The organism is Amycolatopsis suaedae (assembly GCF_004214935.1).
In the GTDB taxonomy this organism is placed as follows: Bacteria; Actinomycetota; Actinomycetes; order Mycobacteriales; family Pseudonocardiaceae; genus Amycolatopsis; species Amycolatopsis suaedae.
This window is the reverse complement of the sequence record NZ_SFCC01000010.1, coordinates 273,165-297,028: the sequence shown is the minus strand read 5'-3', so window position 1 is coordinate 297,028 and position 23,864 is coordinate 273,165. Positions and strand designations below refer to the sequence as shown.

General features: G+C 69.9%; 26 protein-coding genes and 1 tRNA gene. 15 read left to right on the top strand and 12 right to left on the bottom strand.

Translation table 11 applies throughout. The features are described 5' to 3' along the window. Positions 1-207 precede the first annotated feature (207 nt). The 7 genes from EWH70_RS35860 to EWH70_RS21425 form a co-directional block, all read right to left on the bottom strand. Entirely contained in the window at positions 208-969 is a 762-nt protein-coding gene (locus tag EWH70_RS35860) for a class I SAM-dependent methyltransferase (RefSeq protein ID WP_240687124.1), read from the bottom strand. Further along, a complete protein-coding gene (locus EWH70_RS21450; protein WP_205669195.1) occupies positions 966-2,480 on the bottom strand; it encodes a methyltransferase domain-containing protein in 1,515 nt (504 codons plus the stop codon). Before EWH70_RS21450 ends, EWH70_RS35860 begins: the two co-directional genes overlap by 4 nt. 1 nt (position 2,481) lies before the next feature. Beyond that, complete coding sequence (locus EWH70_RS21445; RefSeq protein WP_130477235.1) at positions 2,482-3,828, bottom strand: flagellar basal body-associated protein FliL; 1,347 nt, start codon at positions 3,826-3,828, stop codon at positions 2,482-2,484. A 113-nt stretch (positions 3,829-3,941) separates the two neighbouring features. Continuing rightward, positions 3,942-5,159 carry a hypothetical protein gene (locus EWH70_RS21440; protein ID WP_130477234.1) on the bottom strand — a complete coding sequence of 406 codons (1,218 nt, stop codon included), beginning with the start codon at positions 5,157-5,159 and terminating at the stop codon, positions 3,942-3,944. Between the two features lie 67 nt (positions 5,160-5,226). Beyond that, the gene (locus EWH70_RS21435; protein WP_130477233.1) at positions 5,227-6,369 is read right to left on the bottom strand and encodes an acyltransferase family protein; all 1,143 of its coding nucleotides are present in this window, start codon (positions 6,367-6,369) and stop codon (positions 5,227-5,229) included. Further along, positions 6,366-7,274: a hypothetical protein gene (locus EWH70_RS21430; protein ID WP_130477232.1), complete on the bottom strand. Its 909-nt coding sequence runs from the start codon at positions 7,272-7,274 to the stop codon at positions 6,366-6,368. Before EWH70_RS21430 ends, EWH70_RS21435 begins: the two co-directional genes overlap by 4 nt. Further along, on the bottom strand, positions 7,271-7,903 hold the full coding sequence (locus EWH70_RS21425; protein WP_130477231.1) for a hypothetical protein: 633 nt from the start codon (positions 7,901-7,903) through the stop codon (positions 7,271-7,273). Before EWH70_RS21425 ends, EWH70_RS21430 begins: the two co-directional genes overlap by 4 nt. A gap of 107 nt (positions 7,904-8,010) precedes the next feature. Between EWH70_RS21425 and msrA the strand changes: the two genes are divergently transcribed. The 5 genes from msrA to EWH70_RS21400 all read left to right on the top strand — a co-directional run bounded on the left by msrA (position 8,011) and on the right by EWH70_RS21400 (position 10,892). Further along, the gene (gene msrA / locus EWH70_RS21420) at positions 8,011-8,673 is read left to right on the top strand and encodes a peptide-methionine (S)-S-oxide reductase MsrA (RefSeq protein ID WP_130477230.1); all 663 of its coding nucleotides are present in this window, start codon (positions 8,011-8,013) and stop codon (positions 8,671-8,673) included. A 42-nt stretch (positions 8,674-8,715) separates the two neighbouring features. After that, positions 8,716-9,063, top strand: coding sequence for a type II toxin-antitoxin system RelE/ParE family toxin (locus EWH70_RS21415; protein ID WP_130477229.1), 348 nt, complete (start codon positions 8,716-8,718; stop codon positions 9,061-9,063). 5 nt (positions 9,064-9,068) lie between these two features. Further along, positions 9,069-9,368 (top strand): helix-turn-helix domain-containing protein, encoded by a 300-nt coding sequence (locus EWH70_RS21410; protein ID WP_130477228.1) that lies wholly within the window; start codon positions 9,069-9,071, stop codon positions 9,366-9,368. A gap of 151 nt (positions 9,369-9,519) precedes the next feature. Continuing rightward, complete coding sequence (locus tag EWH70_RS21405; protein WP_130477227.1) at positions 9,520-10,149, top strand: hypothetical protein; 630 nt, start codon at positions 9,520-9,522, stop codon at positions 10,147-10,149. A 17-nt stretch (positions 10,150-10,166) separates the two neighbouring features. Continuing rightward, entirely contained in the window at positions 10,167-10,892 is a 726-nt protein-coding gene (locus EWH70_RS21400; RefSeq protein WP_240687123.1) for a PIN domain-containing protein, read from the top strand. 117 nt (positions 10,893-11,009) lie between these two features. Here the strand turns inward: EWH70_RS21400 and EWH70_RS21395 are convergent, their stop codons facing one another. Together EWH70_RS21395 and EWH70_RS21390 are read right to left on the bottom strand one after the other, a co-directional pair. Then, positions 11,010-11,666 (bottom strand): response regulator transcription factor, encoded by a 657-nt coding sequence (locus EWH70_RS21395; protein WP_205669194.1) that lies wholly within the window; start codon positions 11,664-11,666, stop codon positions 11,010-11,012. A 9-nt stretch (positions 11,667-11,675) separates the two neighbouring features. Next, positions 11,676-12,857 carry a sensor histidine kinase gene (locus tag EWH70_RS21390; RefSeq protein ID WP_205669193.1) on the bottom strand — a complete coding sequence of 394 codons (1,182 nt, stop codon included), beginning with the start codon at positions 12,855-12,857 and terminating at the stop codon, positions 11,676-11,678. A gap of 165 nt (positions 12,858-13,022) precedes the next feature. Between EWH70_RS21390 and EWH70_RS21385 the strand changes: the two genes are divergently transcribed. The 3 genes from EWH70_RS21385 to EWH70_RS21375 all read left to right on the top strand — a co-directional run bounded on the left by EWH70_RS21385 (position 13,023) and on the right by EWH70_RS21375 (position 14,497). Continuing rightward, positions 13,023-13,613 carry a DUF4190 domain-containing protein gene (locus EWH70_RS21385; RefSeq protein WP_130477225.1) on the top strand — a complete coding sequence of 197 codons (591 nt, stop codon included), beginning with the start codon at positions 13,023-13,025 and terminating at the stop codon, positions 13,611-13,613. A gap of 147 nt (positions 13,614-13,760) precedes the next feature. Beyond that, on the top strand, positions 13,761-14,057 hold the full coding sequence (locus EWH70_RS21380) for a YiaA/YiaB family inner membrane protein (RefSeq protein ID WP_130477224.1): 297 nt from the start codon (positions 13,761-13,763) through the stop codon (positions 14,055-14,057). A gap of 32 nt (positions 14,058-14,089) precedes the next feature. After that, the gene (locus EWH70_RS21375; protein WP_130477223.1) at positions 14,090-14,497 is read left to right on the top strand and encodes an Imm7 family immunity protein; all 408 of its coding nucleotides are present in this window, start codon (positions 14,090-14,092) and stop codon (positions 14,495-14,497) included. A 53-nt stretch (positions 14,498-14,550) separates the two neighbouring features. On the opposite strand, the gene EWH70_RS21370 is transcribed toward EWH70_RS21375, so the two are convergent. Together EWH70_RS21370 and EWH70_RS21365 are read right to left on the bottom strand one after the other, a co-directional pair. Further along, the gene (locus tag EWH70_RS21370) at positions 14,551-15,144 is read right to left on the bottom strand and encodes a lytic polysaccharide monooxygenase auxiliary activity family 9 protein (RefSeq protein WP_130477222.1); all 594 of its coding nucleotides are present in this window, start codon (positions 15,142-15,144) and stop codon (positions 14,551-14,553) included. Positions 15,145-15,460: 316 nt separating this feature from the next. Further along, positions 15,461-15,533, bottom strand: a tRNA-Gly gene (locus tag EWH70_RS21365). Positions 15,534-15,716: 183 nt separating this feature from the next. Here EWH70_RS21365 and EWH70_RS21360 point away from each other — a divergent pair. The 3 genes from EWH70_RS21360 (at position 15,717) to EWH70_RS21350 (ending at position 18,535) form a co-directional block, all read left to right on the top strand. Continuing rightward, positions 15,717-17,120 carry a sigma-70 family RNA polymerase sigma factor gene (locus EWH70_RS21360; RefSeq protein WP_130477221.1) on the top strand — a complete coding sequence of 468 codons (1,404 nt, stop codon included), beginning with the start codon at positions 15,717-15,719 and terminating at the stop codon, positions 17,118-17,120. 117 nt (positions 17,121-17,237) lie between these two features. Further along, positions 17,238-17,678, top strand: a complete 441-nt coding sequence (locus EWH70_RS21355) for a DUF983 domain-containing protein (protein ID WP_130477220.1) — start codon at positions 17,238-17,240, stop codon at positions 17,676-17,678. 5 nt (positions 17,679-17,683) lie between these two features. Then, positions 17,684-18,535: an Fpg/Nei family DNA glycosylase gene (locus EWH70_RS21350; RefSeq protein ID WP_130477219.1), complete on the top strand. Its 852-nt coding sequence runs from the start codon at positions 17,684-17,686 to the stop codon at positions 18,533-18,535. A 6-nt stretch (positions 18,536-18,541) separates the two neighbouring features. Here the strand turns inward: EWH70_RS21350 and EWH70_RS21345 are convergent, their stop codons facing one another. Beyond that, positions 18,542-19,669, bottom strand: coding sequence for a serine hydrolase domain-containing protein (locus tag EWH70_RS21345; protein ID WP_240687122.1), 1,128 nt, complete (start codon positions 19,667-19,669; stop codon positions 18,542-18,544). Between the two features lie 148 nt (positions 19,670-19,817). On the opposite strand from EWH70_RS21345, the gene EWH70_RS21340 reads away from it, so the two are divergent. From EWH70_RS21340 to EWH70_RS21325, 4 genes are all read left to right on the top strand, one after another. Continuing rightward, the gene (locus EWH70_RS21340) at positions 19,818-21,083 is read left to right on the top strand and encodes a histidine kinase (RefSeq protein WP_130477300.1); all 1,266 of its coding nucleotides are present in this window, start codon (positions 19,818-19,820) and stop codon (positions 21,081-21,083) included. A 9-nt stretch (positions 21,084-21,092) separates the two neighbouring features. After that, a complete protein-coding gene (locus tag EWH70_RS21335) occupies positions 21,093-21,935 on the top strand; it encodes a S49 family peptidase (RefSeq protein WP_130477218.1) in 843 nt (280 codons plus the stop codon). A gap of 106 nt (positions 21,936-22,041) precedes the next feature. Continuing rightward, complete coding sequence (locus EWH70_RS21330; protein ID WP_130477217.1) at positions 22,042-22,977, top strand: glycoside hydrolase family 16 protein; 936 nt, start codon at positions 22,042-22,044, stop codon at positions 22,975-22,977. 51 nt (positions 22,978-23,028) lie between these two features. After that, positions 23,029-23,862, top strand: a complete 834-nt coding sequence (locus EWH70_RS21325; protein ID WP_165436356.1) for a LytR/AlgR family response regulator transcription factor — start codon at positions 23,029-23,031, stop codon at positions 23,860-23,862. The last annotated feature ends 2 nt before the right edge of the window (positions 23,863-23,864 follow it).

Here is a 23,864-nt window from a genome sequence, read left to right as displayed (position 1 = left end):
TGTCCGAACGGCTTATCGAGCGGTTGGAACCCGCCGGTGACTCTGCGAGCCCGTTGGCGAACCTCATGATCGCGGTATTCGTGCCCAGATGCCCCCTGGCCGCGTTGTCGCGAGGCCCGAATATGCCCGATATGAGGACCTCGCTCCGCCTTGCCAGGAGCCATCTGGATCACGAATCCCCTCGATCGAAGGTCCACCAACAGGCTCTCATGTCCACAACCTCGCCACGTCCTTCACCAGCACCATGACGTCCTGGTGGTTGTCCCACGCCGCCTCGTCGTAGCCGGCCAGCCGGAGCCCCGGCGTCTCGAGCGCGCGGGCGATCGCCCAGCTCGGCGACGTGATCGAGATGCCGTAGCCGGGCTGGAACGAGTAGTCGGCGTAGCCGAAGCCGCAGGCGTGGTAGGCCGCCAGGACCCGGTCGATGACCCTCGGTTCCAGGCCGTAGTTCTTGTCCTGCTCGGCGCGGTAGGCCATCCGCCTGCCGTGCGTGGTCACCACCGCCACGCCACCCGGGGCTAGTGCCCTGCCGAAGTACCGCAGCACACCGGTCCAGCCCGCGACGTCCAGGTGGGTGAGCACCGAGCCGCACCACACCAGGTCGATGTCGGTGACCTGCTCGATCTGGTCGACGTCTGCCGAGCCTGCCACGGGCACCGCCCCGAACGCCGCCGCGCAGTGCGCGACCGCGGCCGGGTCGACGTCGCAGGCGTAGAGCTGGGCGGCGGGGAACGCCGCCCGCAGCGCACGCTGCACCCGGCCGTAGCCGCAGCCGAAGTCGAGTACCCGCTTGGGTTCGGCGTGACCGGTCAGCTGCAGGGCGGCGAGCACGGTACGCAGGGCGCCCGCGGACACGTCGAGGTAGCGCTCCAGCGGGCCGTCGAGCATGGTGTCGCCCTCGGCGATGGTGGTGTCGACGCCCGACATCACCCGCGTCACGGCGTCGTTCAGGCTCTCCAACTCGCTCACCCGCCCTCCCCAGGCATTTCCCGCACCACCACGGCCTCGTCGAGCCGGGTGTACCAGGCGGTTCGTATCTTGCCTTCCTCGCGTTCCAGCGCGACAGGCGTGTCCCCGTACTGCCGCAGCGCCTGGAACCGGGCCTCCCTGGCGACGGCCGCGGGTACGAAGTCCGGCGACCGGCCCAGCAGCGTGCCGAGCCAGCCGGCCAGATCGCGGACGGTGCCACCACCCGCGCCAGCCCACGCCGCGGCGGCCAGTTGCTCGGCCACCAGCAGCAACCCGCGGTCGACCACGGACTCCACCGTCGCGGGCGTCCAGCGCCACTCCAGGTCGATCGGGTGCAGGGTGCCGTCGGCGGTGACCACGACGTTGTGCGGCATCAGGTCCCACAGCGCGGAGCCCAGCTCGGCGGCCCGCTCGGTGACCAGGTCCCGCCACGCCGTCAGCTTGTCCTCGGCAAGCCACGGCTTGGCCACCAGCAGGTCCACCAGCGTCGGACCGTCGTAGACCGGGTCCGTCCACGCCTGCACCGAGACCTCGGTGTCCTCGCCGGGCAGTTCCAGCATCGGCGTCCTGCGGACCTGCCCGGACGCGGTCACCTCGGCGCGGGTACACCAGCGAGCGGCCCGGTCGGTGTTGAAGTAGGCGGCGAGCCGCGACGCGGGCCAGAGCGGTTCGGCGGGCGCGCCGGAGACGGCGGCCAGCACCAGGATGCTGTTCCACGCGCCGTCGGCCTGCCCGGCTTCAACCAGACCGGCCCACAGGCGGGCCTCGTCCACCGGACGGGGTGAGTCGTGCCCGTGGTCGGGGCTGGGCAGGCGGGGCAGTTCGACGGCGAGACGCGGGTAGCGGGTCAGCAGCTCGGGGCTGAGCACGGCACGGGTCACCAGGTGGTCGGGGAAGCAGCCGAGCACGTCGTCGACCGAGAACCCGGCCGCGGTCAGCTCGGTGATCACCTGCTGGCGGCTCATGGCCCGCGCCGGTGCGCCGAACGGATACCCCTCGACGGCGTCCCAGCGCCTGCCGGTGCTGCGGTCCGGCGCACCGGCCAGCGCACGTGCGCCGAACCGGTTGTCCACCGCGACACACAGCGTCCCACCCGGGCGCAGCCGGGCCCGCAGCTCACGCAGCAATCCGGCCCGCTCGTCCTTCGCCAGCGGCTCCAGCACGCCGATCGCGACGGCGACGTCGAACTGGCCGTCCGGCAGGCCGGTCCGCACCGTCACCCCCGGCAGGCCGGCCGTCCTGGCGGCCAGGACCTCGGCGGCCCCGGCGTCCGCTTCGACGGCGACGACCTCGGCCACCGTCTCGCCCAGGTACCGCGTCAGCGCGCCGGTTCCGGCACCGACGTGCAGCACCCGGGCCGACGGCGGCAGGTCCAGCGACCGCAGCAGGTTGGCCCTGCCGTGGTCGAGGTGGCGACGCTCCGCCCAGTCGTGTGCGGCGAAGTGCAACTCGTCGCTCATCGAGCCACGATCGGCCGCCTGAGCGACGATCGCCGCCACCAGCCGGGACACGTTACGACGCTGGGAAGTTCTTCAGCGTGGCGACCGTCTGCCGCTGGTAGCTACCGCTCATCGCGGCCTCGGCCTCCTTGGCCGGCTCCGGGATCGGGTCCAGCGAGACGCTCACCTGCACCAGCGTGTTCCCCGAGACCCAGACGCCGTGGTAGCCGACCTTCTTCTGGTTGACCTCCTTGTGGAACACCACGGAGGTCGGGATGCCGGGGAACTGCGTCTTGTCGAGGATCCAGCCCAGCTCGTCCTGGTGCTTGGTCAGCGCGGTCGCGGCCGCCCGCGCCTTGGTGGCGTCGGCGAACTTGACGGCGGTGACGGAGAACTTGTCCGGGTGCGGGCTGTTGGCGTCGGCGCCCTTGACCGAACCACGCCAGGCAGCCTCGGTCGCGCCGTTGCCCTTCAGGGCGTCGACGGAGGTCTGGTCCATGATGCCGAGCGTGGTGAGCTGGTTGAGGTCCAGCTTGCCGCTCTTGGCGTCGGCCTGACCGGGAGGTGCCGGGATGCGCTCGATCAGCGGCGAGTTCGGGCCAGGCCCGGTCGGCTTCGGCGGCGCGGGCGGAGGCGGCGGGGGCGACTGTGCCTGGGTGGTCGGCGGGTTCTCCTCGCCACCGCCGCCACCGAACAGGAAGATGCCACCGGTCACCAGGCCACCGAGGACCAGCACGGCCACGACGGCGATGATCGCGATCTTGCCGCCCTTGCCCTTGCCGCTGTCGTCGAAGGCCTCGGGGCCCTGGCGGGTCCACTCCGACTCCGACGCCGGTGAGATCGGCGGGAAGTCCGAGCCGCCCCACGGCGGGTTTACGTCGTCGGGCGTGTTCCAGCCCGGCTGCTGCTGAGGGTGCTGCGGCTGCTGCGGCTGCTGGAATCCACCGGCCGGGGACGCCGGCTGCTGGAAGCCGCCCGCGGGCGACGCGGGGAAGCCCGGCTGCTGCGGCGGGGCGTACTGCGGCTGCTGCGGTGCCTGCGCCTGCCAGTGCGGGACGGCCTGCGTCCGGTCCGAGCTCAGGTCGGCCGGGCCGACGATCTGCGTCGCTTCGGCGTTCGACTGCTGCGGGGTCCCGGCGGGCGGGCTGACCGGGCCGACCACCTGCGTGGCGTTGGGGTCGCCGGTCGGCTGCTGGGGCGGCTGCTGTTGCTGCTGCCACGGTGGCTGACGGGTCGGCTGCTGCGGCGTGAACATCCCGCCCGGCTGCTGCGGCGGTTGCTGCTGTTGCTGCGGCTGCGGGTCTCCCGGGGCGACAGCCGAGGAGAGCACCTGATCGCGGCGGACCCGGTAGTCGTCGGCGGAAAGCCGGCCCGAGGCGAGTTCCTCGTCCAGCTTGCGGAGCTCCTCCTGCCAGGACACGCGCTAGCCCCTCTCGTTCCAGGTGTTCGGCATCGGCGGACTTGCTGCGATGACCTGCGTCATTGTGCACGGCCGCCGGAAGGTGCGTGGTCTCGGGCCACACTCATGGGGCATCACTTCGGCGGGAGCACCGCCTGCACCGCTTCGAGCGTCTTCGTCAGGTGTTCGGACAGCCGGGAGCGCTCGCCGTCGAGGGGCTGGGACACCCACACGGCGACGGCGTTGTTGTCCGAGGCGTACCAGGTCGCGTTCATGCGGCCGGCGTCGTTCGTGCCGCTCAGTGCGTTGCTGTTGGCGGGCAGCGTCAGGTTCAGCTTGGTGAAGCCGACCTGCTGCGCGTCGTTCTGCAGGGTCTGCACCACCTGGGCGGCGTCCTCCGGCGAGCGGGTGGGCACGACCATCAGCAGGTAGCCGTCCCTGCCGTCGGCGGTGGACCGGTAGATCAGCTCGGTCGCGCCGCGCTCCTTGAACATGGCCGCGACGCCGGGAGCGAACAGCTTCAGCTCCAGGCCACGGTCGATCGACATCGTGGAGTTGTTGGCGTTCGGCCTGCCCGGCAGCGCCGGCAGGCGGTCCTCCAGCGACGGCGGTGCCGCGGGCGGCGGCGCGGCCTGGGCCGGTGCCGACTGCTGGGCCGGCGCCTGGCCGGAGCCGTTTTCCTCGTTGCCACCCAGCCACCAGATGCCCGCGATGATCAACGCGGCGACGAGGAAGACGCCGAGGGCGAGGAACAGCCAGGTGGGAAGCGTGCGTGAGGGCCGCTCGGCGACCGGCTCCGGTCGCTGCTCGGCGGGCTGGCCCAGCGGCAGGGTGGGTTGCCACCGGGGCTGTTGCTGCTGCTGGGGTGGCGGGGCGCTGAACGCCGGCTGCGGCTGCCGGACCTGGGGTCCCGGCGCCGGCATCGACTCGGTGCTGCGCTGATCGGCCGGGCTCGGCGCACTGGTCGGCCTGCCGTTGGACAGCAGCGCCGCGGCCGACGGCTTGGGCTGCGCGGGTTCCGGCGTGGGAGCGGGGACGGTCGGTTGCTGGGAGATCGGCGGTGGCGGGGGCGGCGCCGACGGGTTGTGACTGCGCCACTGCGGCAGTACCTGGGTGGCCGAGTGGGTCGGCTCGGCGGTCGGTGCCGGGGCGGTCGGCTGTTCGGCGGGCTCGGCCGGTCTCGGTCTGCGGATCGGCGTGGAGGTGCGCAGGGGCGCGGCGACGGGTGACGGCGAGCCCGCGCCCGAGGCTTCGGCAAGTAGCTCGTCACGCTGCCTGCGGTGCTCGGCGGGGGTCAGCCGTCCGTCTGCCAGCTGGGCGTCCAGCTGACGCAGCTCTTCCTGCCAGCTCATCGGGCGCTCCATCGTCTGCGCGTCTGAATGGGTGAGACCGGTGCACATAGTGTGCCCGATCGACACGCTACCGGTCCCAGAATTGGGCGAGTTCACGTCGACGCTGTTCCCGGCGGCCCTCCCAGCGGCGGTACGCGGCCGCGATGGGCCGTTCGACGAACCGGTACAGCAGCTCGACCGCGGCGACGAGCACCACCAGGCCGATCAGCAGCGCGGGCCAGAAGCCGAGCGCCGGGTCCAGGAGGTTCAGTGCACCCAGCAGGATCGGGAAGTGCAGCAGGTAGATGGCGTAGGTGCGGGCCGCGATGTAGGCCACCGGGCGCGAACGGGCCACCCGGCCGTTGGCCTTGGTGCACAGCAGCAGGACCAGCAGGAGCAACGCCAGGGTCCGCACCCACGCCGTGCCGTTGGGCGTGTCCGGCCAGGTCGCGACCGCGCGGACGCCCAGCGAGACGTGCAGCACGCCGAGCAGCAGCGCCACCGGCACGGCCAGCTTGCCCTTGCGGACCAGCATCACCAGCTGCCCGAGGAACAGCACCGGGAGGAAGGTGGCCACGATCCGCCAGTGCGTCATGGCGTCGCCGGACGGGCCGCCGGTGAACGAGATGAGCGCCGAGATCAACGCGGCGGCGATCGTCGGCGGCAGCCACGGCCAGCGTCGCAGCAGCGGGATGGTCGCCGCGACGAACAGGTAGAACACGACCTGGACGGTCATGGTCCAGCTGACCGGGAGGATCTGCGTGACGCCGTCGAAGTCGTAGTTGAGCAGGACGAGGTTCAGCAGCCACTCGCCCGCGTCCGGGCGCGCGCCCGCGCCGGTCGCCCCGGCCAGCATCAGGACCCACGCGATGCTGACCGCGACCCACAGCGCCGGAAACAGGCGGGTGGCCCGCCGGGCGAGGAACTGCCCCGGTGACTCGGCGAACGTCACGTGCGTCACCACCAGGCCGCTGATCAGCAGGAACGAGCCGACGCCGACGAAGCCGAGCAGCTCGTTGAGACGCAGCGACGCCACCAGGCCGCCCTCGACGAGGGTCGCGGGCCAGAAGTCGCCGTCGTGCATCCGCGACCAGCCCGCGACGTGGTTGTAGACGACGGCCAGCGCGCAGATCACCCGCAGCAGATCCAGCCCGTGCAGGTAGGTGTGGACACGGGGGATGGGCACGGTGCGTTCGGTGGCCGTCTCCGGCGGTGCGGCGGTGCGGGTCATGCCGGCACCTTTCGCCGGGAGAGCCGCGTCAGCTGGTGGACGACCTCGGCCGCGGCGGCGACGCCGAGCACGGCCAGCGGAAACGCCGCCGCGAACGGCACGGTCGTGAGCAGATCCAGCAGCGGATGGCCCACCGGCACCGCCAGCAGCACCAGTTCCCAGGCGCGAGTGGCGGCCCAGCGCACCGGCGGCAGGGTGGCCAGCCGGGCAGCCGTCGGGCCGGCGAACAACACCGCGACCGCGCCCAGCAGGCCGGCGTAGGTGGCGGCGACCGGGTACCACCAGCCGTCCAGCGTGGGCACCAGGTGCTCGGCGAGAGCGACCACCGCGAGACCGGCCGTGCCGAGCAGGCCGCCGGTCCACGGCCGCAGGTCACCGGTCGAGCAGCCGGCGATCAGCTGACCGGCCACGACCAGCGGGTAGAACGAGGCGGCGGCCGCCACGCCGGGTGCCGCGGTGGCGGTCGCGGCGACGACGGCCAGGGCAAGCACCAGCTGCGTGAGCGGGCCGAGCCAGCGGGCGGGCCTGGGCAGCAGTCCGGTCACGGCGACACCGCCGAATCCGATGACCACCAGCAGCACCGTCCACCCGGTGACGGCGACCAAGTCCCTGGTGGCTGGGAGGAGGTAACCGGCGACCGTCAGGCCGGCGAGCACGAACAACGCGACGTCGACCCTGCCGCGGCGGGCCGTCAGGTAACCGGCGGCGACCAGCATCAGCAGCAGGCCGAGCGGGCCGAAGTCCTCGCCGAGGCCGAGCGGACGGGCCACCCACTCGCGAAGCCAGGTGACGCCCGGCGGCGTCGGGGTGTCGCGCGTGTCCAGCCAGAGGCCGGCCAGGTAGCCGTAGCCGGCCAGCACCATCCCGCCTGCCCTGAGCAGGACCTCCGCGTTGGTGAGCCTCATGACGTCCGGTCCGGCGGGTAGGCCTTCACCTGCTCGGCGAGCAGTTCGGCGAAAGCCGGGTCGACGGGGTCGAGGACGGTCCCGGCGACCTCGACCCTGATCACGTCGCGGCCGCGGACGTAGTGCGCGTGGTAGCTGGTCGTCGGCTGGCCTGCCGCGATCGCGTAGCCGCGGACCAGCACGCCCGGCGGCGACGGCTTGCGCAGGCTGTGCCCGCCCGCCGCGTAGATGGCGTCGAGCGCGTCCCGGGCCGCCGCCGGTGACGCACCGTCACGGACCGTGAGCCGCATGATGGTGCGGTTGAAGGTGCCGTCGGCGGTCCGCAGCACCTGGACGGTCACCACGCCGGTGCGGGTCAGCTCCATCCGCTCGTCGCCGGTGAACAGCTCGGCGCCCTTCTTGTCGGTGACCGCGGCCTTGTACTTCAGTGCCTGCGTGCCCCGGGGCCAGACCAGCGGATCGGGCTCCGGCCCAGGTCGGCGCGGTGCGGGGTCGGCCTGCGAGGTGGGCGGCAGGGGTGGTTCGCCGGAGGCCCCGCTGCCCCAGGCCAGCCAGGCGGCCGTCGGGATCGCCGCGACGACCAGCAGGACGGCGACGGTCGCGGGCAGGGTCGTCCAGCGCCGTCGCACCCCGGATCCCTCCCCGACTCACCTAACTCAGCGCAACCATGGTGCGTGATGGGATCCCCATTGTGTTAACCCGGGGGTAGCTTTCGACACCTACGTACGATGGACGTATGGCGTTGTTCGGACGTGGCAAGAGCACGATCGTGTCGGCGGACCAGGCGCTGCCCGGCAGGGACCGCCCGATTCCGGTGCCGGAGTACCACGCGGTCTTCCCGGACCGCCGCATCGTCGCGCCGTTCCCCGACGGCATGCGTACGGCGGTGTTCGGGATGGGCTGTTTCTGGGGCGCGGAGCGGCTGTTCTGGCAGACGCCCGGCGTCTACTCGACCGCGGTGGGGTACGCGGGCGGGTACACGGCGAACCCGACGTACGAAGAGACCTGCACCGGCCTGACCGGCCATGCCGAGGTGGTCCTGGTCGTCTTCGACCCCGCCGAGGTGTCGTTCGAGACGTTGCTCAAGGTCTTCTGGGAGGGCCACGACCCGACGCAGGGGATGCGGCAGGGCAACGACGTCGGCTCCCAGTACCGGTCGGCGGTGTACTACGCCGACGAGGAGCAGCGGGCGGAGACCGAGCGATCGCGGGAGACGTTCCAGCAGGCCCTGCGTACGGCCGGCCACGGGGAGATCACCACCGAGGTGGCGCCGCTGCGGGAGTTCTACTACGCGGAGGACTACCACCAGCAGTACCTGCACAAGGTGCCGAACGGCTACTGCGGCCTCGGCGGCACCGGCGTCTCCTGCCCCGTTGGGTTGGACGTCGACCGGTCGTAGTCACCCGTTAGTGGATCCACCAGCGGCTATAGCATCGATGATATGCCTTGGGGTACCGTTGAGCTGGAGCCGGAGGTTCGTGACTGGCTGGAGCAGCTGACCACGGGTCACTTCGCGACAGCGGCGTTCTACGTGGATCTGCTCGCGGAACACGGAGTGCTGCTGGGTGAGCCCTATACGCGGCAGCTCGATGGCAAGTTGCGAGAGTTGCGGTTCCACCTCGACGGCGAGGCGATGCGGCTCACGTACTGGATCGCATCGGGCAGGCGGATTGTGTTGCTGACGGTCTTTCGCAAGACACGGATGCGTGAGGAACGTGAGGTCGAGCGGGCTCGCAGAGCAATGGCGCGTTGTATCGCGGAAGGGCACACGGAGTACGACGGGGAGTGAGGGAAGTGGGTCAGCGCACTGACTGGCGGCAGCTCCGCGACAGGCGGATGGAGGAGCCGGGAGCCGAGGAGGCGTATGAGGCCGCGCGTCTCGCTTTCGAACTCGGCAAGACGGTCCGCGAGATGCGCGAGGCCAACGGCTGGACACAGACCCAGCTCGCCGCCGCTGCCGGGATGACTCAGCCGGCGGTCGCACGCTTCGAGGCTGGTGGTACTACGCCCACGATCCCCGTGCTCGAACGTCTCGCGCACGCGCTCGGTGCCGAACTGGTCGTGCGGCTCGCTCCCCCGGACTCCGCAGCCTAGGCATCCGAAACTTCGGCGAAGTCACAAGCAATGGCCTGAAGGCCGAGGGGACAAGCTGTCGTCCAGATGCTTAGATCGGCATCTGTCTAGTCAATTGACGTGTCTTGATGGTTGGTTGTAGGCTTCTTCGGGGATACAACGAGGTGGGCCGATGACCGATCTGACGGCAGCCACAGGCGCGGGGCTGAAGGAGTTCCTTGACCGAGTGGTGAAGTATGGCGAGATAAACCCATCCACGGGCAACGCGCAGCGGGTCGCTGCGACGAAAGTTCTAGCGAGCGAAGCAGATCCAGATGGTGTTGACATTAGATCTCTGGACGTCGAGCGTGTCCTCGATCGATTCGACAGCCTCAACCGGATGAACTACTCAACTGCAAGCCTCGCTACGTACAAGACCCGGTTCAGGAACTCGGTGGCCATGTATTTGGCATGGTTGGACGGTGACCCAACCTGGAAGAACGTCGTCAAGACGAGGCGTTCAGCCGCGACATCGCGCGTAACGAACGTGGCGCCCACTCAAGTGGTCGAGGCGGAACCCGCAGGGTCCGACCGTAGAAACTTTGCGCTCTTGGAAGACGGCTCGCGTCCGATATCGGCGCCGATCGTGACCTATCAGCTCCCGATCAGGCCTGATCTGCTGGTTCAGATTCAGTTGCCGGTGGACCTGACACCGGACGATGCTGACCGTGTGGCTACGTTCGTCCGGAGCCTTGCCTTCGCCCCTTCGACGACGAAGAACCGATCAGAGCCCGGCTGGGCCGGAGACGACCGGGGGGCCTGATGCGTGTGGGTGTTTACGTGGATGGCTTTAACCTCTACTACTCGGGTAGGCGTTGGTTCGGACGCGATGTGGCAGGTTGGAGATGGTTGTCGCCGAAGTCGCTGGCTGCCGCCCTTGTCGCACAACGTGCCAACTGGTCGGGTGCGCGTGTCAATCGAGTCGTCTACTGCACGGCGAGGATAGATGCCGCAGAGGCACCCGTTGCCTACGTTGACCAGGACGTCTACCTGAAAGCCTTGGATGCCGAGGGAGCAGTTGATCACATCGAGTTCGGTCAGTATGTAGCTCGGACCAAACAGGTGCCCCTTGCTTGCCAGCCCCGTAAGGGACGGCCGCAGCTGGTGCGTCCGCCTGCTCAGATGCCCGAAGTCGATCTCCCCTTGATGGTCGCGAATGACGCGAACGGTGATCGCATCATCCTGGCAACAGCGCTGGTCCGGGAAGAGAAGGGGAGTGACGTGAATGTGGCGACACACATGTTGGTAGACGTGCTCAGCCGGGAGGTGGACGCGGTAGTAGTGGTCTCCAACGATTCCGACCTCGGTCTACCCCTCAAGATCGTGCGGAACTACGTGCCGGTTGGTGTTGTGAACCCGTCGACCGGCTTCCTCGCGGGTGCACTGCAGGGCAAGGCAACAGACGGAGTCGGAAGGCATTGGTGGCGTCAGCTCTCCCGGTCGGATTTCACCGACCACCAGATGCCGGATCCGGCCGGGTCGTTTACCCGCCCGCCAGGTTGGTAGCCGGTCGACGGTGTGTCAGTTGTCAAGTTGACGGCGGTTGGCTCGACGTCTAGCGTGGGTAGTACCCACCCGGTTCCCTCGTGGAGCCGGGTTTTCTTTGTGCTCTGGCACGGTCAGTCACGGCGTGACCAGGCCGGACTCGTAGGCGAAGATCGTCAGCTGCACCCGGTTGGCCGCGTCGATCTTGGCGAAGATCCGCGTGATGTGCGTCTTCACCGTGGCCTCGCTCAGGTGCAGCGCACCGGCGATCTCCGCGTTGGACCTGCCGCGTGCCACCGCGGTCACGACCTCGCGCTCGCGCTCCGACAGCACACCGAGCAGCGACCGTGCCCGCTGCCGCCGGGGGCTGGTCCTGGCGGCGACGAAGTGCGAGACCAGTTTCCGGGTCGCCTGCGGGGCCAGCATCGCCTCGCCGGCCGCCACCACCCGGACCGCGTCGATGATGTCCTGCGGCGAGCCCTCCTTGAGCAGGAACCCGCTCGCCCCTGCCGCGAGTGCCTCGAACACGTACTCGTCCAGATCGAACGTCGTCAGCACCAGCACCTTCGGCGCCATCGGCAGCGCGGTCACGGCCGCGGTGGCGGTCAGGCCGTCCATCCGGCGCATGCGGATGTCCATCAGCACGACGTCCGGCGCGTGCATGGCGACCTTCGTGACGACCTCGTCGCCGTCCCCGGCCTCGCCGACGACGGTGATGTCGCCGGTGCTGCCGAGGATCATGGACAGCCCGGTGCGGACCAGGGGGTCGTCGTCGACGAGCAGGACTCGCAGCACCGAGTCAGATTAGCCGCGCTCCCAGGGCAGGACCGCGCGCAGGGCGAACCAGCCGTCGTCGGTCGGCCCCGCGGTGACGTTGCCGCCCACCACCGCGGCCCGCTCGGCGAGCCCGGCCAGGCCGGTACCCGAACCCGGCGACGGGGATGCCTTGGCGGGCAAGGGATTGACCACCTCGATGGTCACCCCGGCGCCCGGGCCGCCGCGCACGCTCACCTCGGTCGGCTGCCCCGGCGCGTGCCGCAGCACGTTGGTCAGCGCCTCCTGCAGGATCCGGTACGCCGCCGTGCCCAGCGGCGCCGGCGCACCCGCGGTCTCCTCCAGCAGGACGGTCAGGTTCACCGTCAGCCCGGAGCGGCGGGCACCTGCCACCAGTTCCGGGATGTCGGTCAGCGACGGCTGGGGCGCGACGGACGGCGCGTCCTCCTGCTCGGCACCGCCCTCGCCGTCGCGCAGCACGCCGATCACCTGCCGCAGGTCGTCCAGCGACTGGCGGGCCGTGGTGCGCACGGTCCGGGCGACGTCGGCCGAACCGCCGTTGGTCACCTCCAGCGCGCCGGCCTGCAACGACAGCAACGTGAGCCGGTGGCCGAGCACGTCGTGCATCTCCCGCGCGATGCGCGTTCGTTCCTGCCGCCGCGCCATTTCCTCGCGCAGTTGCCGTTCCCGCGTCTCGCGCGCGGTGAGGTCCTTGCGCATTCCACGCCACACGCCGACGGCGAGCGGGATCGCGGTGAGGAAGCTGGCGATCACCAGCGTGCCGATCACCTTGGCGGCCACGGGCTCGGTGCTGAAGAACCGGCCGAAGACGGTCACATCCGGATGCCTGCCGAAGTCACGCAGCACCGCCAGCGCGGTGGCGGCGTAGACGGCGAGCGAAGCCACCACCAGCTGCCAGTCGCGGCGGTGGGCGGCGAAGGCCGCCAACGCGATCAACGCGGCCAGCGCGTCGGAGACCATCAGCAGTGACGGCACCAGCGCGATGCCGAGTACGACGGTCGGCCAGCGGTGCCGCCAGCACAACATCACCGCCGCACCGATGCTCGCCAGGAAGGTCAGCGTGGTCCACCACGTGGCCACCAGGTCGCCACCGGGGACGTGGTAGTGCGCGCCGAAGACGTAGAAGCTGCTGATCACGCACGCGGCCACCGCGAAAACGGTGGTGAGCACGCTGAGCACACGTCTTCCCATACGCGCAGCGTACGGACACGGCGGGGGGCCTCGGCATCAGCGGTTCGGCGGCTTTCGGGCCGCCGAGGTTACGACTTTCGATTGAACGGCCACCGCGTCGCGGACGACGCGGACAGGCCCGGGTCGCTGGTTGCATCCGCTCATCCCCATTGGAAAGGACCAGTCGTGACCCAGCAGATCCCCTACCCGCCCGTCGCGCCGCCGCAGCCGCCCCGCAACGGTTTCGGCACCACCGGTTTCATCCTCGGCATCGTCGGCCTGGTGACGTCGCTGATCCCCGTGGTCGGTGTCGTCGCCTGGCCGCTGGTGATCCTCGGCATCATCTTCAGCGCGCTCGGCATCGCCAGGGCCGCGAAGGGGATGGCCACCAACAAGGGGCTGTCCATCGCGGGCGTCGTCGTGTCGGTGCTGGGCCTGGCGGTCTGCATCCTCTGGGTGTTCGTGTTCAACGCCGCCGTCGACCAGGTGGACAAGGAACTCAACCGCACGGCCAACGTGACCTACGAACTCACCGGCGACGCCGCCGCCGTCGACGTGACCTACGGCGAGGGCACCAACCCGCTCAGCGAGGACGTTCCCACGCTGCCGTGGCGCAAGGACGTACAGAACAAGGGCCCGGTTCCCGGTGGCCTGCTGACCGCCACCACCGGCCCGGACGGCGGCACGGTGACCTGCAAGATCACCGTCGACGGCAAGGTCGTCGACACCCAGACCGGTTCGGGTGCGTTCACCGTCGTGGCCTGCACGGGCCTGTAGCCCGGGTCTTCCCGCCCGGTGGTTGAGGGGGCCGCCGGGCGGGTTCCGTGTTTTTCGTGATCTCAAGAGGTCGCCCCTATCGGCGCGACCTCTAAATGAGTAGCCGTACTCAAGACTTGATCGCCCCGGATGTCGCACGGTGGAACCATGTCCACGAAAACGATGTCCTCGACCTCGTCCACCACCGGCGCGTTCTTCGCGCAGGCGGCCATTTCCTTCGCCGTCGCGGTCGTCGCCATGGCGCTCGGTGTGGCGCTGTTGCCCGTCGACCCGTGGGTGCGGGCGTTTCTCGCTCTCGGCCTGCTCTACACGGTGACCTCGGCGTTCACGCTCGCCAAGTGCGTGCGGGACCGGCAGGAGGACACCTACCTCTCCAGCCGCGTCGACCAGGCCCGGCTGGACAAGCTGCTCGCCGAACACGATCCGTTCAAGGAACCGGCCTGATCGTGTCGACAAGGCGGTTCTAGGCTGCCCGCATGTACGAGTATCACGGCTGGGTGACCATCCAGGTGAGCGCCGACGAAAGCGAGCCGGACGGCCTGCTGGACCGCGCTGTCGAACGGGTCGGCCGGCTGGTGCGCGAGTTCGCCGCGCCGGGCCTCGTCGACCTGCGCTGGGCGAACGGCGTGCCGGTGCTGCATCTCGGTGGCGTGCTGAAGCGGCCGAGCACGCTGGGCCCCGAGCTGATCCGGCTGTTCGCCAGGGTGGGGGAGCTGGCACCCGGTTCGTACGGGCTGCTCTACGTGCTCGACGACGAGGATTTCGGGCACGACAACGAGTTCCGGGTCTACCGGATGGCCAGGGGGCAGGTGACCGAGCGGGCCGATCCGTTCCTCACCCCGGTGGTGCCGACGATCCTCGAGGACGTCTACGCGGACGCGTGAGGGCCGGGCCGAACCGGCCGCTGCAGGGTGGCAGACCGGCTCGGCCCGGATGATCAGAAGGTGACGTCAGCGCACTGGTAGAAGGCGTTCCCGGTGTCGGCGATGTCCCAGACGGCGAGGATCAGGTGCCTGCCGGACTTGCCGGAGGGCAGCTGCCCCGTGTGCGAGACGTTGAAGCCGGGACGCGCGCCGTTGAACGGCACCGTGTAGAACGGCTGCGACTCGAGCTGGGCCCGGGTCAGCGGAGCCGACGGGTTCCAGCCGTTGCGGGTGATGAAGTAGCGGAACGACGTGGTCGCGTGCGGCGCGGTCAGCGTCCAGGTGAACGTGAAGCTGCCGCTGGAAACCTGCTTGGCTGGCCAGTTGCCGCCGCGGGGGTCGTCGAGCTGGGCGAACTGGGACAGGCCGCCCGCGCAGATCTTGCCGTTCGCGGGGCCGGCTGCCGGGAAGCCCTTCGGGCCTTCGATGCTGTGTGGATCCCACTGGACGGGGCCGCAGTTCTGGGCGGCGCCGGTCTTGCAGTTGTAGGAGCGGCTGGGGGCGTTCGTCGTGTAGCCGTGACCGGAGGCGACGCCGGCGAACAGCAGGGGTGCGGTGACCGCGAGGGCGGCGACCGCGGCGAGTCTCTTGATCAGCTTCGTTGCCATTGAAGGACTCCAATAAAGACGGGCGGAGGAGACAAACACGGCGGCAAAGCGAGTCTAAAGTGACCCCCGTCACGTGGTCTAGACCAAGACCCCACATGGTCCAGTCCATTAGTAGAACCGCTACCAGCAGTTCTTCGAATTATCACAGGGTGAGAGCAAAACAGCCCAAAGGGACCACAGAAAGCTGGTGAACCGAAAACCCAACCACGCCGTGTCAGAAGGAGCAAGCACCGTGGGGGTCTGGGGGCTCGGCCCCCAGAGGCGATGGCGAGGGAGCCGGGGTGAGAGCGAAGCTCGAACAGACTTCGCCGCGACGAGCGGATGACGGGATTCGAACCCGCGACCCTCACCTTGGCAAGGTGATGCGCTACCAGCTGCGCTACATCCGCACTTGCTCCGGTTTCCCGGTGCGGAGCACAGTCTATACCCGGCCGCTCGGACGCTTCACACCCACCCGGACGGTGGCGCAGCGGTTACTCTTGGCGCACAGGGGGTGACGGGGACGTGTGGGCTCCGTATGGTGTGCACATTCAACCGAACGGATTAGCGTCGGTCGGGAGGTGCCTGGCGGGATGACCGAGCAGAGTACGACGCCGCATCCTGCGCTGGGTGGTTCCGGCGAGGCCGCCCTGCTGAGACGCCTGCGCGACGGTGAGGACGCGGCGTTCGGCGAGCTGTTCGAGGCCCATGCCGCGGCTGTTCGCAGGCTGGCCCTCGGCCTGGCGTCGGACCGGTCGGAGGCCGAGGACATCACGGCCGAGACGTTCTTCCGGGTGCTGCAGGCGCTGCGCCGCGGATCCGGGCCACGCGACAGCGTGCGGGCCTACCTGCTGACCGTCGCCCGGCGGGTGTCCTGGGAGTGGAGCGGCGCGCGCAGGGACGTGCCGGTCTCCGAGGACGAGCTGAGCACACGGGTCGGCGCCGGTTCGGACGCGCATGCCCGGACGGCCGAGCACACGCTGATCACCAGGGCGTTCACCAGCCTGCCGGAGCGCTGGCGCACGGTGCTGTGGCAGACCGAGGTCGAGGGCGAGCAGCCCGCCGTGGTGGCACCGCATTTCGGGTTGAGCGCGAACGCGACGGCCGCCCTGGCCCGCCGGGCCCGTCAGGGGCTGCGGGCCGCGTACCTGCAGGCTCACCTGTCGGTGCACCGCGGGGCGGACGGTTGCCGGGCGGTGGTGGAGAAGCTCGGCGGCTACACGGCAGGCAGCGTCACCGGCGCGGAGGCCCGCCGGATCCGCGCGCACCTGATGGGCTGCTCGTCGTGCCGGGCGACGGCCGACGAGTTGCGTGAGGTGTGCTCGTCGCTGCGGGCGCACGCCGGGGTGCTCGCGGTGCTGGTGCCGGTCGCCGAGGTGGCCACGAAGGGCGGCCTGTCCAGTGCGGTGAGCAGCCTGTTCGCCGGGCTGAAGAGCCTGGTGGTGGGGTCGAAGGTCAAGGTCGGCATCGCCGTGGCGTCGACGGCGGCAGCCGGTGCGTTCGGTGCCGCGGTCGGTCCGATCGTGTTCGACACGGAAGCGACCGTGCCGCTCGGCCTGCCCAGCCACAACGGCGGCACCGAGCTGACGGTCGCGCTGACACCGCCGCGGCCACCCGAGCCGCCCGCGCCGGCCGAGCCGGTGGTGGCCACCGGTCACCTGTACGGGCAGGCGTTGGACGCGGTGGTGCCACGGCAGCGTGACGGCGGCAGGCTGCCCGCCGAGCGAGGTGTCACGCTGCCCAGCGAGGCGTCCGGCGTCGCATCCGTGCCCGGCGAGTCGCCCCAGCCGACCGCACCCCGGGAGACCCCCGAGGAGGGGACTCCGCGCATCGACCCGAGCGAGGGCGTCGGCACGACGTCCGAGACGGAGCCGATGACGTCGGAGGTGCCGGAGACGATGCCGACGACCGAATCCACGACCGACCCGACGTCGACGTCGTCACCGGAGTCGCCGACCGAGTCGTGTCCGACCACCACCGTGCGAACACCCTGCTGACAATCGAACACCGAGGGTGATCACGGGGCTACGTTCCGGTCTCGCGTTGTGACCTGCGCTCGCGGTACGGTGATGGACGACCTAGTCGGCACTGTTTTCGCGGTGGAGGCCCGAGGAATGAACCGGCGCGTGCAGGGTCCGGACGGGCGGGAGTGGGTACTCCGCAGCACGCTGGAGTGGCGGCAGCCGGCCACGGCAGACGACTTCGAACACGACGCCGCGGGCAGCTACGCGCCGGGCATCGCGATGCTGGTGGTCACGTTCGCCCTGGTGGTGGTCCTGATCGCCTGGCGGCCGGCCGACGTGGTGGTTCCGTCGTGGGTGCTGCTGGCCCTGCTGTTGCTGGTCCTGTTCTTCCCGCTGCGCTGGGTGCTGCGCAGGCCGTGGACGGTCGTCGCGGAGACCGACGGCGACCCGACCGGCGACCGGCCGTCCGAGCGCTGGGTGGGCACGGTCCGCGGGCTGTTCAGCGTGCGCGGGGAGATGAACCGCATCGCCAAGAGCATCCAGAAGCACTCGCTGCCCGACTTCGACGGCCCGCTGGCCCCGGTGAAGTAGGAACCGTGCCCGAACTGCCCGAGGTCGAAGCCCTCGCCCACCACCTGCGGCAGAACGCCGCCGGCCGGACGGTGACGCGGGTCGACGTGGCCTCGATGACGGTGCTCAAGACCGTCAGCCCGGCCTGGACCGAGTTGCACGGCAGGCAGGTCAGCACGGCCGCGCGGTTCGGCAAGCACCTCGACCTGGACTGCGACGGCCTGCACCTGGTCACCCACCTGGCCCGGGCGGGCTGGCTGCGCTGGTCGGACTCGCTGGCGCCCGCGCCGCCACGGCCGGGCAAGGGCCCGATCGCGTTGCGGGTGCACCTGGACGGCCCGGGGTTCGATCTGACCGAGGCCGGCACCAAGAAGGGCCTGGCGGTATGGATCGTCGAGGACCCGGCGACGGTGCCGAGCATCGCCAGGCTGGGCCCGGACGCGCTCGGGGTCGACCGGACGCGGCTGGCCGAGCTGTTCGCCGGGCGCACCGAGCGGCTGAAGACGGCGCTGACCGACCAGTCGCTGATCGCCGGGATCGGCAACGCCTACTCCGACGAGATCATGCACGCGGCACGGCTGTCGCCCTACGCCACCGCGGGCAAGCTGGGCGACGACGCACTGGACCGGCTGGCCGAGGCCATGCGTGAGGTGCTCACCGACGCGGTGTCCCGCTCGGTCGGTCAGGACGCCGCGCGGCTGAAGGGCGAGAAGCGGTCCGGCCTGCGGGTGCACGCCCGGACCGGCCTGCCCTGCCCGGTGTGTGGTGACACGGTCCGGGAGATCTCCTTCACCGACAAGTCGTTCCAGTACTGCCCGACCTGTCAGACCGGCGGCAAGCCGCTTGCCGACCGGCGGATGTCCCGCCTGCTGAAGTAGCGGCCCTCAGCACAGGGCGGCCCCGAGTGCGTCCAGCGGCGCGAGCAGGTCGCCCGGGACGGCCTGCTTCCCGTCGAGGTCCCTGCTCAGATCGAACCGGTTCAGCGCCAGCACGATCTGCCGCTGGCCGTCCTGACTGGTCAGCGAGAACGAGTAGTAGCCGGGGCCGGAACCGTTGTTGCCCCATGCCGTACCGCAGGGCAGCGGCGCGCGTTCCACGCCAAGGCCGTAGTTCCCGGCGACCTCGGTCAGCTTCGCCTGCTGGGCGGGCTTCAGCAGCTTCCCGCCGAGCAGTGCGCGGTGAAACGTCGCCAGATCGTCCACTGTGGACACGATGGCGCCCGCCGTCCAGTCGTAGGACGGGCTGAACACCGTGTGGTCGTTGGGCGGATCGGCCAGGTCGTAGCCACGCAGGTGCCTGCCGTGCAGTGTCGGGTCGATGATGGGGAAGTCAGTCTCGGTCAGCTCCAGCGGCCGCAGGATGCGCCGGTCGATCTCGACGTGGGCCGGACGTCCGGTCACCTTCTCGATGACCAGGCCGGCGAGCAGGTAGTTCGTGTTGGAGTACTTGACCTTGCCCGGCGTTCCGGGTGGGAAGTACGGCTCGTGCAGCATGGCCCTGCGCACCACCTCGCGCGGCCGGATCACGTGCCACCAGCGCTTTTCCTGGAGGTACGGCCGGAAGAACTCGTGCGTGGTCGCCGGGTCGTATACCCCGCTGGTGTGATTCAGCAGCTGACGCAGCGTGATGCGGCTGCCGGCGTGGCCGTTGCCCCTGACCACGCCGGGCAGCCAGCGTTCCACGGTGTCGTCCAGCGACAACGCACCCTCGCCCTCCAGCTGCAGCAGGACCGTCGCGGTGAACGCCTTGGTGTTGCTGGCGGTCCGGAAGCGGTGCTCCGGAGTGGCCGGTTCGCCGGTGGCCAGGTCGGCGACGCCCGCCGCCATCCGGTCCACCCGCTCCCCGTCGCGGATGTAGGCGACCGCGCCCGGAAAGCCCTCCCGCAGCAGCCGGTCCAGTGCGGCACGCACCCGGGTCGGCCGGTCGGTGGCGGCGGCTGGCGTCGCCAGGGCCGTCACCAGGGTGGCGGCGACGAGCATTCCCGCGACGACGCGATAGACGTGTTTCCTCATATCAGCAACTATTTCGATCTTGGCGCGAGAGTTCCATCCGGTGGGCCGCCGCGTCCTCGGTGGGGCTGTCCTCACTCAGTGCGAGAATGGTCGGCATTCGAAGGAAGAGAGGGGCACCGTCTTGCACCCGGCTGGTCTCAGGCAGAGCATTGACGCTGTGTCCGGCTGGCCCTTGGAACAAATCATTCCGTGGGGTGTCGCCGCCCTCGCGGTGATCGTCCTGCTGATCGTTATCGTGCGTTCGCGCCGGCCGGGAAACCACATCGACGACGCGGTTCTCGAAGCCGTGCACCGCATGTCGAAGGCGGCTCCCGACCTGCGCAAGGGCCTGGACGAGGGATCGGCCGACCGGATCACCACCCAGCTGCTGGAGATGCTGAAGTGCGTGGCGGTCGGCGTCACCGACGAGCACGGCACGCTGCTGTCCTGGGACGGCGACGCCAACGACCACTACGTCGACCTCGCCGAGGCCATCGCGGTGTCGATCCGCAAGCAGCAGCGTGAGGTCGTCGGGCACGAGCGGCTGCCGTGCCATCACCGCGGCAACTGCCAGATGCGCACGGCGGTGATCGTGCCGCTGCTGGTGGAGGGCGAGACCAAGGCGGTGCTGGTCGTCGTCGGCCGCACCCGCAAGAAGCTGGTGCAGATGGCCGAGGCGGTCGGCCGCTTCGTCACCACCCAGTTCGAGCTGGCCCGCCTGGAGGACTCCAAGATCCAGCTGCACAAGGCGGAGATGACGGCGTTGCGGGCGCAGATCTCCCCGCACTTCGTCTACAACGCGCTGAACACCATCAGCTCGCTCATCCGCACCGACCCGGAGGAGGCGCGGGAGCTGCTGCAGGAGTTCGCCGACTTCACCCGCTACATCTTCCGCAACTCCGGCATGTTCACCACGCTGGCCGAGGAACTACGCAACGTCGACCGCTACCTGACCATCGAGAGCGCGCGGTTCCAGGGCAAGCTCAACGTCCGGCTGAAGATCGCGCCCGAGGTGCTGTCGGTCGTGGTGCCGTTCCTGATCATCCAGCCGCTGGTGGAGAACGCGGTCAAGCACGGCCTGTGGAACAAGCCCAACGGCGGCACGGTGACGGTGATCGCGGAGGACTACGGCAACGAGGCCCTGATCAGCGTCGAGGACGACGGGATCGGGATGGATCCGGCGAAGCTGAGTGAGGTCCGCGACGTCCACCGCACGGGTGCGCACGTCGGTCTCGGCAACATCGCCGAGCGGATGAACCAGCTGTTCGGCGCCGAGTACGCGTTGATCGTGGAGACGCAGGTCGGCGCGGGGATGAAGGTGACCCTGCGGGTGCCGAAGTTCGCCAGGGGTATCCGCGCGTCGGGCCCGGAGTACCCGGTCACCAGCGAGCCGGAGGAACGTGAGCCCGCCGCGAGCGCGGCCCAGCGTCGCTAGGGTGGCGGCATGAGTGTCACGGACAAACTGGCTGCCAGGATTCCCGGAATCGGTGACCGCGGGGATCGCAACAAGGACGTCGTCGCCGTGGTCAAGCTGCACGGCGTGATCACGCCGCAGGGTTCGCCGCTGTCGCGTGGCACGATCAACCTCGCCGCCGTCGAGTCGGCGCTGACCAGGGCGTTCGGTCACGAGCGGCTGAAGGCCGTCGCGTTGCTGATCAACTCGCCGGGCGGGGCGCCGACGCAGTCCGGCCTGGTCGCCGAGCGCATCCGGCAGCTGGCCGACAAGAAGCAGGTGCCGGTGCTGGCGTTCGCCGAGGACGTCGCCGCGTCCGGCGGGTACTGGCTGGCCTGCGCGGCCGACGAGATCTTCGCCCACCGCACGTCGCTGGTCGGCTCGATCGGGGTGATCAGCGGCGGGTTCGGGTTCACCGGCCTGCTGGAGCGGTTCGGCATCGAGCGCCGCCTGCACACCGCGGGGGCGAACAAGTCGCGGCTGGACCCGTTCAGCCCGGAGAAGCCCGAGGACGTCGAGTGGCTGAAGAAGATGCACAGCCAGCTACACGAGCTGTTCGTCGAGTGGGTACGCGAGCGTCGCGGTGACCGGCTGACCGACGGCGAGGACCTGTTCACCGGCGACGTCTGGCTGGGCGCGAAGGCCGTCGAGCTGGGCCTGGTGGACGGCGTGGGCAACCTGCGGGAGGTCATCGCGCAGCGGTACCCGGACGCCGAGGTGGCCGTGGCCGAGCCGAAGAAGCCGCTGCTGGCGCGGCTGGGCATCGGCTCGCCGGCCGCCGCGATGCTGGACGCGGTGAATCACCGAGCAGCTTGGTCGCGATTCGGTTTGTAGTTGACCTGAACGGCGGCAGACAGGGGACGGTTTGTCGGGTTTCCATGGACGGGCCTTTGTTGTTCACGACAACAAACCCGCCAGGGTCGACAAGGAGGTCGCCCGCATGTCCGTCCCCACCCGTCGCCTGTCCATCGCGCTCACCTCGGCCGCCGTACTCGGCGCCGCACTGCTGCCTACCCTCCAGGCCGGTGCGTCCGTGCCCCCACCACCCGCCGGCTGGACCCAGGTCTGGGCCGACGACTTCAACGGCCCCGCGAACAGCCTGCCCAACACCGGCAACTGGCGGTTCAGCCTCGGCCACAGCTATCCGGGAGGCCCGCCGAACTGGGGCACCGGCGAGATCGCCGCGCACACGAACAACCCGGCCAACGTCAGCCTCGACGGCTCGGGCAACCTCCGCATCACGCCGCTGCGCGACGGCGCGGGCAACTGGACGTCGGCCCGCATCGAGACCAACAAGCAGGACTTCAAGGCCCCCGACCGCGGTGTGCTGCGGGTCGAGTCGCGGCTGCAGATGCCCAACGTGACCGGGCAGCAGGCACTCGGCTACTGGCCCGCGTTCTGGATGCTCGGCTCACCGTTCCGCGGCAACTGGTGGAACTGGCCCGGCATCGGCGAGTTCGACATCATGGAGAACGTCAACGGCATCAACTCCGTGTGGGGCGTGCTGCACTGCGGTGTCGCGCCGGGCGGGCCGTGCAACGAGAACAACGGCATCGGCGCCAGCAGGCAGTGCCCCGGCGCCTCCTGCCAGACGGCGTTCCACACGTTCCGGTTCGAGTGGGACCGCAGCGTCAGCCCCAACCAGCTGCGCTGGTACGTCGATGGGCAGCAGTACCACCAGGTCAGCCAGAACCAACTGGACGCGGGCACCTGGAACAACATGACCAGCCACGCCGGGTACTTCATCATCCTGAACGTGGCGATGGGCGGGGCCTTCCCCAACGGCGTCGCCGGCGGCAACACCCCGACCCCGGCGACCGTGCCCGGGCGGCCCATGGTGGTCGACTACGTCGCTGCCTGGACCCGCGCCGGCTGATGGTCCCGCTTTCCGGTGTGTGTCTGGACTTTGCAAACCTGAGCAGGCAGGATGCGAGTCACTGTGAGTGCGCAACAAGACACCGATCGGCTCCTGGTGCTGGCCGTGGACGACGAGCCGCACGGACTCAGTGAGCTCGTCCACTGCCTGCGGGGAAACCCGCACATCGAACGCATCCTGGCCGCGAACGACGCCACCGAGGCACTGCGGTTCCTCGGGTCGGAGGACGCACAGGTCAAGGAGCGCAGGGACCGTGGCCTGCCCCCGGTCGACGCCGTGTTCGCCGACCTGCAGATGCCGGGGCTGTCCGGCATGGAGATGTCACGGGTCTTCGCGAGCCTGAAGCCCGCTCCGGTGCTGGTGTTCGTCACCGGGCACCCGGAGGAGGCGGTCGACGCCTTCGACCTCGGCGCGGTCGACTACGTCCTGAAGCCGTGCAAGCAGGAACGGCTCGACAAGGCGATCAAGCGGGTGCTCACCCAGCTGCAGGCGACCGCCGCCCCCGCCGCCGCATCCGGCGGGGCGGCGCAGCCCAAGGCCGACGACGAGGTCATCGCCGTCGAGCTGGCAGGCAACACCAAGCTGATCCCCCGGGCCAGCGTGCGGTGGGTCGAGGCGCAGGGCGACTACGCCCGGCTGTTCACCAACGAGGGCAGCCACCTCGTCCGCATTCCGCTGGCACAACTGGAGGAACGCTGGGAGAAGGCCGGGTTCGTCCGCATCCACCGGTCCTACCTCGTCGCGTTGCAGCTGATCACCGAGCTGCGGATGGGGCAGGGCGGTTACCAGGTGGTGATCGGCAACGAGGAGAAGCTCCTGCCGGTCAGCCGCAGGCACACGCGTGAGCTGAAAGACCGTCTGGTCGGGTCGTCGCGGAACGGCTAGCC